The organism is Thauera sp. ZXT1-4 (genome assembly GCF_052598215.2).
Genome location: NZ_JBQWSN020000029.1, coordinates 22078 through 34091 on the forward strand (window position 1 = coordinate 22078; position 12014 = coordinate 34091).

Here is a 12014-nt window from a genome sequence, read left to right on the forward strand (position 1 = left end):
GTCCCGGCTCAATGGCAGCGGAGAGGTGCCAGGACGTGGTTTATTCGTGGGAACTGGGCTGGGGTCAGTCATGGGGTGTCTGGGCACGTGCGCTCATTTGCAGGCCGTTGGTGATCGGGCCGCCGCCATAAATCACGGGCACGGTGCTCACGGCGTTGCCGTCGCCTGTCGGGAGACCGAGCAGCTTGCGGGCGTCGGTGATCGCGCTGGATACGGCGGCAAGATCGTCCGGCGCGCGCAGCAAGGCGGTGACGCGGCCGATCTCGCGTGCGGCGATCACGCGCTTCGCATCCTCCGGTGATGTGTCGAGGGTGATGGTCGTGTAGCTGTGGCGCTGGGCCTCTCCGCCTGTCACACCAGGGTCGGCAAGGCTGCCCGTGGCGAGCACAAGAACGTTCTGCAGCAAGGTGAAGGTGAAGTTGCGCGTCTCATTGCGCGCCGAGACCACGATGTCGATGCGGTCGCCCGGCTCGACCATGCCCGAAAGTGAGCTGATTTCGTCTACCGGCACCGTTACCGCGCGCTGCCCGGCCTGCAGCCGGGCCGAGAAGCTCGGCGCACGGCGCCCTTCGAGCTGGGCCCACAGGATCGGCTCGCCCGCTGCAGCAGGATGGGCGAGCGCCGCGCCCTCTGCGCGGCTGAACTGGTCGGGTGTGATCGCGCTTGAGTGCGCCCAGGCGCGGGGAACCTCGCGTACGGCCACGGTTTCGGGGGTGATGCGCGCCCCGCCGGGCAGGTTGGACTTTGCAACGATCAGTTGCAGGGTCTCGGCGTCCCGTCCGCGCGCCTCGATCTCTGCCATCCGCTCGGACAGGTAGTTGCTGGCGGCGAAGGCGGCGAGTGCCCCCAATACGAGTGCGAACACCAGCAGGAGCCAGTGCTTGCGGGAGCGAGGCGGGGTGGTGGCTGAAGTCATAGCGGCAGGGAGAGGAAGGTGCTGAGGCGGCTGAAAGCGGTCTGGACGGCGGTGAGCAGGGTGTCGATCACCGCGTCGTCGCCTGCGGCGATGCCGAACAGCATCGTCAGCACAAGTAGCGCGACGAGGTACTCGGCGAGCGCCTGACCCTGTGCCGCGGATGAAGGCTTGCGGCTCATGGGCGTCGTGAGAGCAGGGTGAGGACGGCGTGGGTGGTGGCTTCGCGGCGCACGAGAACGATGCGTGCCTCGCCGGACGCTCCGCGGAAGGCCTGCACAAGCGAAGCCTCTCGGCCGGCAAGCGGAGGGCCGTCCGGGTGCAGTCCGCGCTGTGCGAGGCTGTCCGAGAGATGATCAAGGTTGGTGCGCAGGCCATGCGCATTTGCGATGACCAGCTGCCGCGAGGCCGTTTCGCCATCGATCGACTCCAGGTCCGAGATCAGCGTTGAGTTCGCGGGGAGTGCCAGTCCAATCGGCCGGGCGAGGGCCGGGTGTCCGGCCTGGCTGTCCGCCACCGCCACCAGTGCCTCGCTACCCCCTTCGGGTTGCGGCTGGATCGTAATCGTGATGAAGAAGTCGCCGCGCCCCTGGGCCAGCACCTGGGCGCCCCCGGCCTCGGCATCGGCCAGCGGCTTGCCGAGCACCTTCCGGTAGTGGGTGGTGAGTGCGCTGACGGGGAGCGCTGTCAGCACGCGCGAGATGCGCATCGGCGTCCCGTTCAAGCGCAGCTGATCGCCGATCGGCTCGATACGCGCATCCTGCGGGTGCTCGAGGACGGGCCATGCACCGGCCACGGACGTGGCAGATAGCCCGGAGAGGAGACTGAAAGCCAGTGTGCGCAGCGTGACGTTGAGGCCCGCTGGGCTGGGGAATGCGAACCTCATCGGATGCGGTCCTCGGGAACGACATCTGGGTCGACACGGCCGATTTCGGGTAGCTGGCTACCTTCAAGCACCGCTGCGAACGGTCTGAGTGGCGAGATGACCGCGTCGAGCGGGCCGAACGGAAAGTGGCCGGCAGGATTCCACCGATCCCTGCGCAACACGGCCCGCACGCCTTCCGGTCCGGATGCGGACCAGCTGTCCACCAGGACGGTCGTATGTCGCTGGATCCGCAGCCCAAGCGCATCGAATGGCTCGAGCGCTGCGACATCCGCGACGGCGACCCGTACCGTGCCGGCGTGCAGGTTGTCGGTGTCCAGGCCCATGCCAGAAGCGAACACCGCGCCAACCGGTTGCGTAAGGGCCGCACGCTGGCTGACTGCACCGATGCTGGCCGCGAATGCGGGCAGCAATGGGTCGCCACGGTGGTCGGTCCACAAAGGGTTGCGATGGGCGCTGAAGTCGCCCGCCAGGTCGTCCGTCTTCACTGGCGCATCGCTCGTGCTGAAGAAGCGCCTCCTCACCTCATCTGCCAACTGGGCGTCGGATTTCCACGGCTGCAGGCTGCTGCCATGGCGGACCATGCCTTCGAAAGCGATATAACGACTGGCGCTGGCTGCGGCCTGAGCGATGTCGAGTTGTTTGCCCAGAAGCGGCACGATCAGGAACAGCGGCAGCAGCACCAGTGACAGTACGAGGAGCTCGACGGTGGACTGACCGCGGATGCGACAGGTGGATCGAGGACTCGGGTGTATCCCTTCGGCAAAGCGTTTCATGGGAGCTGGATGCCCCCTTGGCGGAGCTGAGCCTGGGCACGGGCTGCGGCCGATACCGGTGCGAGGCGCGCCTGCCAGTAGGGGTTGAAGAGACTGCCGAGCTCGGTACGCCCGGGATGTCGGGTGTTGCCTGCGTCGGGACGTTCGAAGAAAACCTCGACGCTCGAGATTGCCGCGCTCTCTCCGCCGGACATCGCGCCGTCGAACAACTGCAGCCGGCCCGCAGGCTTGATGCTGCTCGCGCCGCCCGAATAGCGCTGAACCGATGCAGGCTTGGTCACCCGGATGGTCAGGCGAGTGGTGGGCGCTTCCATTGCCAAAGCTCGGGCCGATAACGCACGAAAACTCGGGATGGCGCCGCCACCGAGCGTGCTTGGTGCAAAGCCCCGCGCCCTGCCTTCGGAGGCGTCAGCGCGTTCGCTTGCCCTGGGGTTGGTGCTGCGTGACCCGGCGTAGCTGTAGGCGCCGTCGACGAGGCCGTCGTCGGAAGCGGCGGTGCCGTAACCGATTGGTTGCTCGCTGCGGCGACACCGCCAGCGACGCACGCGGTAGTGGTGGGCCGAGAGTGTATCCATGGACTTCCAGCCGTCGACGAGGTCGATCAGTTCGGTGCTGCCGCGCTTGCGCAACTCGATCCCATGGCACAACACGACAAGTCCGAAGTTCCAGTTCCGGCTCTGGAGAAAGGCCTCGCGGCTGTCATGTACCAGCCTGCCCATGCGTTGGCGATCCTCGCGCGAGTTATAGGTGCGGCTGAAGCCGGCGAGGTCGTCGTCGATCGGGAGCGGGTCGACGGTGGCCTGCAAATCGTTCTCCTGCGCGATGCGTCGCATCAGGGCGAGGCGCCCGGAGACGGCCAGCGCGTCGCCCGGTCCGTGCATGATCTGTTGCGAGAGGGCGAGGGCCTGGATCGCTGCATCGTGACTTGCGACGGTGACCGCCAGGGCTGGCGTCAGGATGTCCATGATCCTTTCCATGTAGTCCATGGCCCGGGCGAGTGCGGTTCCGACGACGGGAATGAGGTACAGGTACGGGCCGATCGTACCGGCTGAGGTGCCCATGTACTTCGCCCAGGACGCCACGCCGACGGCCTGCCCGATAGCGATCTCGTTGGCGATGATGGCGCGGTTGGTGTAAGCGTCGTAGTTGAGCATCCGTGCTTCGAACACGCCGGCGCTATACGCGACTGCGTCGGCGGTGTTGGTGAGTCGTAGCTTTTCTTGCACGAGCTGACCGCTGTTGAACAGGAAGAGCGCGGTTGCGGCGATGGCGAGAAGCAGAACCGCGCCGAGCGGCAGAATTTGCCCCTGCTGGAGGCGCACCGCACGGGCATGCCCGGTGCCATGCCTGCCCATGCCCGCGCGGCTCACGATCCGGTCGACGATGGCGCCGGCTTACTTGCCGACCTGGTTAACGTAGGTGTCGAGCGTGTGTTTCTGGTTACCGACCGTCTTCGCCTGGTCTGCGGAGGTCTGCGCCGCATTCTTGGCCGCCGTGCCGTCCTTTCCGGACAGCTCCTGCGCGATCGCAGCGGTCTGGTTGCGCACTGTCTGCCCGAAGTACTGATACACCGCGATGGCGGCGACGGCGATCATCGCGACGATGATGATGTACTCGGTCATGCCCTGGCCGCGCTCGGCCTGGCGGCGATGGGTGTGCAGGGGGAGCCGAGGTGCGCGTGCTGACATGATCGTGCCGTCCGTGGATGAAAGATGCATGATGATGTCAAATGAAAAATGCATAGTCAATATGCAAATGGCGTTTGTTTGAATGGTTGGTGTGCGATCGCGTTGTTGGTGTTGTGCGCGCTGAAATGGAAAAAGCCCGCTGCAGGTTCACTGCAGCGGGCTTCGGGGGGGAGGGGGCGACGGGCGGGGCGTCAGCGCGCGATCGGCTTGTAGCGGATGCGCTTCGGCTTCGCGCCTTCCTCGCCCAGGCGCTTCTTCTTGTCCTCTTCGTATTCCTGGTAGTTGCCGGCGAAGAAGGTCCATTGCGAATCGCCTTCGGCTGCCAGGATGTGCGTGCAGATGCGGTCGAGGAACCAGCGGTCGTGCGAGATCACCAGCGCGCAGCCGGCGAACTCCAGCAGCGCGTCTTCGAGCGCGCGCAGGGTCTCGACGTCGAGGTCGTTGGACGGTTCGTCCAGCAGCAGCACGTTGCCGCCCTGGATCAGGGTCTTGGCCAGGTGCAGGCGGCCGCGTTCTCCGCCGGAGAGGTTGCCGACGATCTTCTGCTGGTCGCCGCCCTTGAAGTTGAAGCGGCCGATGTAGGCGCGGCTGGGCATCTCGAAGCGGCCCACGGTGAGTACGTCGGCGCCGTCGGCAATCGCGTCGAACACCGTCTTGTCGTTGGCCAGGCCCTCGCGGGTCTGGTCGACCGCGGCGATCTTGACCGTGCTGCCGATCTCGACCGTGCCGGAGTCGGGCGTGTCGCGGCCCTCGATCATCTTGAACAGCGTCGATTTACCCGCGCCGTTGGGGCCGATGATGCCGACGATGGCGCCCGGCGGGATGCTGAAGCTGACGTTGTCCATCAGCAGCTTGTCGCCGAAGGCCTTGCTGACCCCGTGGAACTCGATGACCTTGTCGCCCAGGCGCTCGCCGGGCGGGATGAAGATCTCCTGCGTCTCGTTGCGGCGCTGGTATTCGACGCTCGCCATTTCCTCGTAGCGGGCCAGACGGGCCTTGGACTTGGCCTGGCGCGCCTTGGGGTTGGAGCGCGCCCACTCCAGTTCGGTCTTCATCGCCTTCTGGTGCGCGGCTTCCTGCTTGGCCTCCTGCGCCAGGCGCTCGCCCTTCTGCTCCAGCCAGGACGAGTAGTTGCCCTTCCACGGAATGCCGTGGCCGCGGTCGAGTTCGAGGATCCACTCGGCAGCGTTGTCGAGGAAGTAGCGGTCGTGGGTGACGGCCACAACGGTACCGGGAAAGCGGGTGAGGAACTGCTCCAGCCACTCGACCGATTCGGCGTCGAGGTGGTTGGTCGGCTCGTCGAGCAGCAGCATGTCAGGCTTGGACAGCAGCAGCTTGCACAGCGCGACACGGCGCTTCTCGCCGCCGGACAGGTTGCCGATGACGGCGTCCCACGGCGGCAGGCGCAGCGCGTCGGCGGCGATCTCCATCTGGGTCTCGACGTCGCTGCCGGCCGTCGACAGGATGTTCTCGTACTTCGCCTGTTCCTCGGCGAGCTTGTCGAAGTCCGCGTCGGGCTCGGCGTAGGCGGCGTAGACCTCCTCGAGCCTCTGGCGCGCTTCCATGATCTCGCCGAGCGCCGATTCGACCTCTTCCTTCACCGTCTTGGCGGGGTCGAGCTCGGGCTCCTGCGGCAGGTAGCCGATGCGCTGGCCGGCGAGCCACTGCACTTCGCCGTCGTATTCCTTGTCCACGCCGGCCATGATGCGCAGCACGGTGGACTTGCCCGAGCCGTTGAGGCCGAGCAGGCCGATCTTGGCGCCGGGGAAGAAGGAAAGGGAGATGTCCTTGATGATCTGACGCTTGGGCGGAACGATCTTGCTCACGCGTAGCATCGACATGACGTATTGGGCCATGGGGGAGGTCCTGCCGAGTCGGAAAAGGCAGGAGTCTACAGCATCCCCTCGATGTCCTTCACCAGTTCCTCTGGCGTCGTGGTTGGCGCGTAGCGCTCGATCTGCTGGCCGTCGCGGCTGACGAGGAATTTGGTGAAGTTCCACTTGATCGCCTCGGTGCCGAGGATGCCCTTCGCGTGCTGCTTCAGGTGCTTGTATAGCGGGTGGGCGCCGTCGCCATTGACGTCGATCTTGGCGAACATCGGGAAGCTCACGCCGTAGTTCTTCTCGCAGAAGGCGCCGATCTCCTCGGCGCTGCCCGGCTCCTGCGCGCCGAACTGGTTGCACGGGAAGCCGAGCACCACGAGGCCGCGGTCCTTGTAGGTCTCGTAGAGCTTCTCCAGGCCGGCGTAGTGCGGGGTGAGGCCGCACTGGCTGGCGGTGTTGACGATCAGCAGAACCTTGCCTGCGTATTCACCCAGCTTCGTGGTGCCGCCGGCGAGGCGTTCGACTTCGATTTCGTGGAGGGAAGAAGGCATGTGGGGCTCCATCTGAGGGAGGGGTCAGGATTTGTTCGAGCCCCACATGCGCAAAAAGTTTGCTCGTGGGCGATTCAGGGCGGTGCGATCACTTCTCCACGAAGGCGCGCTCGATCACATAGTCGCCCGCCACGCCGATGCGGGGTGACATGCTGAAACCGCGCGCATCCAGCAGGTCGCAGCAGTCCTTGTTCATGGCCTGGCTGCCGCAGATCATCACCCGGTCCTGCGCGGGGTCGAGCGGCGGCAGGCCGGTGTCGGCAAAGAGCCTGCCCGACTCGATGACGTGGGTGATGCGACCGGTGTTGCGGAAGGGCTCGCGCGTCACGGTCGGGTAGTAGATCAGTTGTTCGCGCACCTGCTCGCCGAAGAATTCGTTCTGCGGCAGCGCGCGGGTGATGAAGTCGGTGTAGGCCAGCTCGGACACGAAGCGCACGCCATGCACCAGCACGACTTTCTCGAAGCGCGCGTAGGTTTCCGGGTCCTGGATCACGCTCAGGAAGGGGGCCAGTCCGGTGCCGGTGGCGAGCAGGTAGAGGTGCTTGCCGGGGTTCAGGTCGTGCAGCACCAAGGTGCCGGTGGGCTTCTTGCTGACGATGATCGGGTCGCCCTCACGCAGATGCTGCAGGCGCGAGGTCAGCGGGCCGTCGGGCACCTTGATGCTGAAGAATTCCAGGTGCTCCTCGTAGTTGGGACTGGCAATGCTGTAAGCACGCGTCAGCGGCTTGCCGTGCACGTCGAGCCCGATCATCACGAACTGGCCGTTCTCGAAGCGCAGGCCAGGATCGCGCGTGGTGCGGAAGCTGAAGAGGGATTCGTTCCAGTGATGGACGCTGAGGACGCGTTCGGTGACGAGGCTGCTCATGGGCGGGTTTCCTGCCGGGATGGGGCGAAGCTGTGGCAAAAAGAGACGGAGCACAGTTTCGGTCCACTGCGGCTTACCGTTCAAGTGGATAATTTATCTATCTCTTGCCTGGAAAATAGATATGCGATTCACGCTTCGCCAGATGCAGGTCTTCGTCGAGGTGGCGCGCAGCGAGAATGTCTCGCGCGCGGCCGAGACGCTTTCCCTGTCGCAGTCGGCCACCAGTGCGGCGCTGGCCGAGCTGGAGCATCAGTTCGATCAGCGGCTGTTCGACCGCCATGGCAAGCGCCTGCGCCTGAACGATCAGGGCGGTCTGCTGCTGCCACATGCGGTGGAACTGCTTGACCGCGCAGCCGAAATCGAAGCCCTGCTGCGCGGCGAGCGAGGGTTGGGCAGTCTGCGTGTTGGCGCGACACTCACCATCGGCAATTACCTGCTGCCGCTGATCGTGTCGAACTTCCTGCAGGCCCATCCCGAGAGCAGGGTGCGCCTGCAGGTGCACAACACGGCGACCATTGCCGGCATGCTGCTTCATCACGAGATTGATCTTGGACTGGTGGAAGGGCAGATCGTCGACGCCGAGCTCGAGGCGCAGGCTTGGGTGGAAGACGAACTGGTGGTGTTCTGCGCGCCAGAACATCCGCTCGCGGGACGTGGCAAGGTGGCCTTCGACGAGATCGCCGCACAGCCGTGGATCCTGCGTGAGCATGGGTCGGGCACGCGCGCCACCTTCGATGCGGCGCTGCGCCACTGGCCGGGCGGCATCGTGCCACGGCTGGAACTCGAGCATACCGAGGCGGTGAAGCGCGCGGTGGAAAGCGGCCTTGGCCTGGGCTGCCTGTCGCGGCTGGCGCTGCGCGACGCCTTCCGCCGCGGCAGCCTGGTGGCGCTCGAGACGCCCGAGCTGGATCTGCACCGGCGCTTCAGCTTCGTGTGGCACCGCGACAAGTATCACAGCGCGGCGATGCGGCGCTTCCTGGAAGACTGCCGCGCCTTCACCGCGGGCGCGCAGCGCAGCGACCAGATCCCGCTGCCGCCGGTCGCTTGAAGGCCGCATTCTTCGCGGGCAAGCCCGCGACGCCGGGCGCTCAGGCCGCGCCGCGGCGGCGGAAGTCACGCAGCCGGAATCCCAGCGCGAACAGGGTCGCGAAATACGCCATGGCGCCCGCGACCACCACGCCCGCCAGCCGGCTTGCGCGTTCCAGCCCGCCGATCTCGGTCCACAACGCCGCCGGCCCGCTCACGAACCACAGCACCCCGCCCATCACGCACAGCGCCACCAGCAGCTTCAGCGTGAAGACGCCCCAGCCCGCCTGCGGCACATAGACCGCCCGCTTGCGCAGCCCGCGGTACAGCAGTGCGGCGTTCAGGCACGACGCAAGCCCGATCGAAAGCGCCAGGCCCGCATGGCGCAACGGAAGGATGAAGGCAAGGTTCATCAACTGGGTGGCAATCAGCGTGATGATCGCGATCTTCACCGGCGTGCGGATGTCCTGGCGCGCGTAGAAACCCGGCGCCAGCACCTTCACCAGGATCAGCCCGGTCAGCCCCACGCTGTAGGCCACCAGCGCGCTGCGCGTGTGCAGTACGTCGGCCGCAGAGAAAGCACCGTAGTTGAACAGCGTTGCGACCAGTGGCACCGCCAGCAGCGCAAGGCCGAGTGCCGCGGGCAAGGTCAGCAGCAGCGTCAGTCGCAAGCCCCAGTCGAGCAGCGACGAGAATTCATCCGCCTTGTCGTCGGCGTGCAGCTTGGCGAGGCTCGGCAGCAGGATCGTCCCCAGCGCCACGCCGAGCAGCCCTGCCGGGAACTCCATCAGGCGGTCGGCGTAATACAGCCACGACACGCTGCCGCTCTCGAGGAAGGAGGCGAAGATGGTGTTGATCAGTAGTGAAATCTGGCTCACCGAAACGCCGAGGATGGCCGGCGCCATGAGCTTCATCACGCGGCGCACGCCGGGGTCGGAGAGGTCCAGGTCAAAGCGCGGGAGCATGCCGATCTTCATCAGCGGGCGGATCTGCAACGCAAGTTGCAGCAGGCCGCCCAGAAACACCGCCCACGCCAGCGCCAGTACCGGCGGATCGAAGTACGGCACCGCGAACAGCGCCATGCCGATGAAGGACAGGTTCAGCAGCACCGGGGTGAAGGCGGGGATTGCGAATCGGCTCCAGGTGTTGAGCACACCGCCCGCCAGCGCCACCAGCGACATGAAGAAGATGTACGGGAAGGTGATGCGGGTGAGCTCGACGGTGAGTTCGAACTTGCCCGGATCGCCCGAGAACCCCGGCGCCGATACGTAAATGATGAGGGGCGCCGCCAGCGCCCCCAGCGCGGCGACCACGGCGACCACCAGCCCGAGCAGCGTCGCCACGCGATTGACCAGCGTGTGCGTGGCGTCCTCACCCAGGCGGTTCTTGTACTCGGCCAGGATGGGCACGAAGGCCTGCGAGAAGGCGCCCTCGGCGAACATGCGCCGCAGCAGGTTGGGCAACCGGAAGGCGACGAAGAAGGCGTCGGTCGCCATGCCGGCACCGAATGCGCGCGCGATGATGAGGTCGCGTGCGAAGCCCAGGATGCGGGACAGCAGGGTCATGCCGCTGACGGTGGCGAGTGCGCGCAGGAGGTTCATGCGGAGGGCGAGGCCGGGCGGAGGGGGGCGTTGGCGGACGCGCATTCATCGGAAAGCGCGCATCATAGCGGCCCGGGGGCGTGACGGTAAGACGCATTCATTGGCTGCCTCGCCCGCGGATGGACGCGTACCCCTTCGCCGGCGAGAAATATTTGCGCTCCAAGTCTTGCATCCATCCTGCGCGGAAAATATAATCGCGGACTTTACAGAACCACCAATACGGAATTCACACTTATGGCCAACTCGGCACAAGCTCGCAAGCGCGCCCGTCAGGCGACCAAGGCCCGCGCCCACAACGCCAGCCTGCGTTCCCGCCTGCGTACCGCGATCAAGGCCGTGCGCAAGGCCATCGTGGGTGGCGACAAGGCGGCGGCTCAGTCGGTCTTTCGCACCTCGATGAGCACCATCGACAGCATCGCCGACAAGAAGATCATCCACAAGAACAAGGCCGCTCGCCACAAGAGCCGCCTGTCGGCCGCCGTCAAGGGCATGGCTGCCTGATCTTGCTGCATGCTCCGGCGCCTCGGCGCCACAATAAAAAAGCGACCTGCGGGTCGCTTTTTTATTGTCTGCACCGCTGGCTGCGTTTCCGCGGGAGCGGGCTCGCCCGAGAAAGTGGCGCTGGATCTCGCGATGTTCACGAGCAAGCCCGCTTCCGCAGTCCGTTGCGCCCATGGGTGAAAACCGCGGGGAACACCTCGGTGGGCGCTCAGAGCGGCGTGTCGCCCTTCCAGTCGATCTCGAGGTTGTTGTCGTTGGCGAAGTTCACCATGAACTTGTACGCCAAGGGTTCGATGTCGTAGAGGCGGGCGTCCACCAGGACGGTGTTGTGTCCCTTGATGGCAACGCCGGGTCGCACGTAGGGGGAGTACTTCATGCGGTGGTCCGCCCCGAAGGCCGACATGACGCCGCACAGGCGGTCGGCCCAATCGCTTGGGCGAAACTTCTTCCCCTCCCTCGTGACCCCGATAATGATGAAGTTCTCGATCTTCTGGCTCATGTTGATGCCTTTTCGACTTCGGGGGGTGTTCTGTTCCGGTTCTTGGATGCCGGACTCAAAACGCCGCGAATTCTAGCAGAAATCCATATGGCGGCGCCTGCCTGCGCAATGTGGAAGCGGTCGCGACCGCCCTCAGGGGGGGCGGTCACCGCGCGGGGGTGGGCAGGGCGCCGGCGCGGGGCGCCCGGGCCGCGCTTATGTACAGCCCTGACATTTTTGGCTTAACATCCTGCCCTTGTCCCAGCACGGCGGCGCCTGCCGCCGTGTGCGTTTTTGGCTTCGTTTCGATCGAGGTTTCCAACATGTCCCACGTCATGAACACCTACGCACGCCTGCCGGTTGCCTTCACGCATGGCGACGGGGTGTGGCTCTACGACGAAACTGGCAAGCGCTATCTCGATGCCCTCTCCGGCATCGCAGTCAGCACCCTCGGGCACAACCACCCGCGCCTGGTCAAGGCCATCGCCGATCAGGCCGCGCGCGTGCTGCACACCTCCAACCTGTACGGCATTCCCCTGCAGGACGCGCTCTCCGACCGCATCGCCGAAGCCTCTGGCATGGACGAGGTCTTCTTCTGCAACTCCGGCTGCGAAGCCAACGAGGCTGCGATCAAGCTCGCGCGCATGTACGGCCACAACAAGGGCGTCGAGGTACCGCACGTCATCGTGATGGAGAGCGCCTTCCACGGTCGTACCCTCGCCACGCTGTCGGCAACCGGCAACCGCAAGGCCCAGGCCGGCTTCGAGCCGCTCGTGCAGGGCTTCATCCGCGTGCCGTACAAGGATATCGAGGCCATCCGCAAGATCGCCGAGCACAACCACGCGGTGGTCGCGGTGATGCTCGAAATGATTCAGGGCGAAGGCGGCGTCAACGTGGCCGACGAAACCT

At 65.6% G+C, this 12014-nt stretch carries 14 protein-coding genes; 3 read left to right on the forward strand and 11 right to left on the reverse strand.

The genetic code is table 11. From position 1 onward, the window contains the following. Positions 1-64 precede the first annotated feature (64 nt). The 9 genes from cpaB to ACUH78_RS16250 form a co-directional block, all read right to left on the reverse strand. Entirely contained in the window at positions 65-916 is an 852-nt protein-coding gene (cpaB, locus tag ACUH78_RS16210; protein WP_418365053.1) for a Flp pilus assembly protein CpaB, read from the reverse strand. Beyond that, on the reverse strand, positions 913-1095 hold the full coding sequence (locus tag ACUH78_RS16215) for a hypothetical protein (RefSeq protein ID WP_445334005.1): 183 nt from the start codon (positions 1093-1095) through the stop codon (positions 913-915). Before ACUH78_RS16215 ends, cpaB begins: the two co-directional genes overlap by 4 nt. Continuing rightward, positions 1092-1799, reverse strand: a complete 708-nt coding sequence (locus tag ACUH78_RS16220) for a hypothetical protein (protein ID WP_445334006.1) — start codon at positions 1797-1799, stop codon at positions 1092-1094. The genes ACUH78_RS16215 and ACUH78_RS16220 overlap by 4 nt, the downstream gene beginning before the upstream one ends. Then, a complete protein-coding gene (locus ACUH78_RS16225) occupies positions 1796-2479 on the reverse strand; it encodes a hypothetical protein (protein WP_445334007.1) in 684 nt (227 codons plus the stop codon). Before ACUH78_RS16225 ends, ACUH78_RS16220 begins: the two co-directional genes overlap by 4 nt. An 89-nt stretch (positions 2480-2568) precedes the next feature. Then, positions 2569-3942, reverse strand: a complete 1374-nt coding sequence (locus ACUH78_RS16230; protein WP_445334008.1) for a pilus assembly protein TadG-related protein — start codon at positions 3940-3942, stop codon at positions 2569-2571. Positions 3943-3966: 24 nt separating this feature from the next. Continuing rightward, positions 3967-4260 carry a hypothetical protein gene (locus ACUH78_RS16235; protein WP_418365048.1) on the reverse strand — a complete coding sequence of 98 codons (294 nt, stop codon included), beginning with the start codon at positions 4258-4260 and terminating at the stop codon, positions 3967-3969. A gap of 191 nt (positions 4261-4451) precedes the next feature. Then, positions 4452-6116 carry an energy-dependent translational throttle protein EttA gene (gene ettA, locus ACUH78_RS16240; protein WP_445334009.1) on the reverse strand — a complete coding sequence of 555 codons (1665 nt, stop codon included), beginning with the start codon at positions 6114-6116 and terminating at the stop codon, positions 4452-4454. 35 nt (positions 6117-6151) lie between these two features. Continuing rightward, positions 6152-6634 carry a glutathione peroxidase gene (locus ACUH78_RS16245; RefSeq protein ID WP_445334010.1) on the reverse strand — a complete coding sequence of 161 codons (483 nt, stop codon included), beginning with the start codon at positions 6632-6634 and terminating at the stop codon, positions 6152-6154. A gap of 88 nt (positions 6635-6722) precedes the next feature. Further along, on the reverse strand, positions 6723-7499 hold the full coding sequence (locus ACUH78_RS16250) for a ferredoxin--NADP reductase (protein WP_435751018.1): 777 nt from the start codon (positions 7497-7499) through the stop codon (positions 6723-6725). A 121-nt stretch (positions 7500-7620) separates the two neighbouring features. On the opposite strand from ACUH78_RS16250, the gene ACUH78_RS16255 reads away from it, so the two are divergent. Next, entirely contained in the window at positions 7621-8547 is a 927-nt protein-coding gene (locus ACUH78_RS16255; protein WP_418365044.1) for a LysR family transcriptional regulator, read from the forward strand. Between the two features lie 40 nt (positions 8548-8587). Here the strand turns inward: ACUH78_RS16255 and murJ are convergent, their stop codons facing one another. Continuing rightward, the gene (gene murJ, locus ACUH78_RS16260) at positions 8588-10126 is read right to left on the reverse strand and encodes a murein biosynthesis integral membrane protein MurJ (RefSeq protein ID WP_445334011.1); all 1539 of its coding nucleotides are present in this window, start codon (positions 10124-10126) and stop codon (positions 8588-8590) included. 234 nt (positions 10127-10360) lie between these two features. Between murJ and rpsT the strand changes: the two genes are divergently transcribed. Then, positions 10361-10627 carry a 30S ribosomal protein S20 gene (rpsT, locus tag ACUH78_RS16265; protein WP_418365042.1) on the forward strand — a complete coding sequence of 89 codons (267 nt, stop codon included), beginning with the start codon at positions 10361-10363 and terminating at the stop codon, positions 10625-10627. Positions 10628-10835: 208 nt separating this feature from the next. On the opposite strand, the gene ACUH78_RS16270 is transcribed toward rpsT, so the two are convergent. Then, positions 10836-11126, reverse strand: coding sequence for a DUF3579 domain-containing protein (locus ACUH78_RS16270; RefSeq protein ID WP_418365041.1), 291 nt, complete (start codon positions 11124-11126; stop codon positions 10836-10838). Positions 11127-11428: 302 nt separating this feature from the next. Between ACUH78_RS16270 and ACUH78_RS16275 the strand changes: the two genes are divergently transcribed. Next, positions 11429-12014: aminotransferase class III-fold pyridoxal phosphate-dependent enzyme (locus tag ACUH78_RS16275; RefSeq protein WP_445334012.1), on the forward strand; the 586-nt coding region annotated here is incomplete at its 3' end.

Bases quoted from the DNA above. Each gene is read 5' to 3' on its own strand.
- ACUH78_RS16220 (WP_445334006.1), bottom strand. From the start codon at position 1,799: ATGAGGTTCGCATTCCCCAGCCCAGCGGGCCTCAACGTCACGCTGCGC.
- ettA (WP_445334009.1), bottom strand. From the start codon at position 6,116: ATGGCCCAATACGTCATGTCGATGCTACGCGTGAGCAAGATCGTTCCG.
- ACUH78_RS16255 (WP_418365044.1), top strand. From the start codon at position 7,621: ATGCGATTCACGCTTCGCCAGATGCAGGTCTTCGTCGAGGTGGCGCGC.
- ACUH78_RS16270 (WP_418365041.1), bottom strand. From the start codon at position 11,126: ATGAGCCAGAAGATCGAGAACTTCATCATTATCGGGGTCACGAGGGAG.
- rpsT (WP_418365042.1), top strand. From the start codon at position 10,361: ATGGCCAACTCGGCACAAGCTCGCAAGCGCGCCCGTCAGGCGACCAAG.
- cpaB (WP_418365053.1), bottom strand. From the start codon at position 916: ATGACTTCAGCCACCACCCCGCCTCGCTCCCGCAAGCACTGGCTCCTG.
- ACUH78_RS16250 (WP_435751018.1), bottom strand. From the start codon at position 7,499: ATGAGCAGCCTCGTCACCGAACGCGTCCTCAGCGTCCATCACTGGAAC.
- ACUH78_RS16215 (WP_445334005.1), bottom strand. From the start codon at position 1,095: ATGAGCCGCAAGCCTTCATCCGCGGCACAGGGTCAGGCGCTCGCCGAG.
- ACUH78_RS16235 (WP_418365048.1), bottom strand. From the start codon at position 4,260: ATGTCAGCACGCGCACCTCGGCTCCCCCTGCACACCCATCGCCGCCAG.
- ACUH78_RS16245 (WP_445334010.1), bottom strand. From the start codon at position 6,634: ATGCCTTCTTCCCTCCACGAAATCGAAGTCGAACGCCTCGCCGGCGGC.
- murJ (WP_445334011.1), bottom strand. From the start codon at position 10,126: ATGAACCTCCTGCGCGCACTCGCCACCGTCAGCGGCATGACCCTGCTG.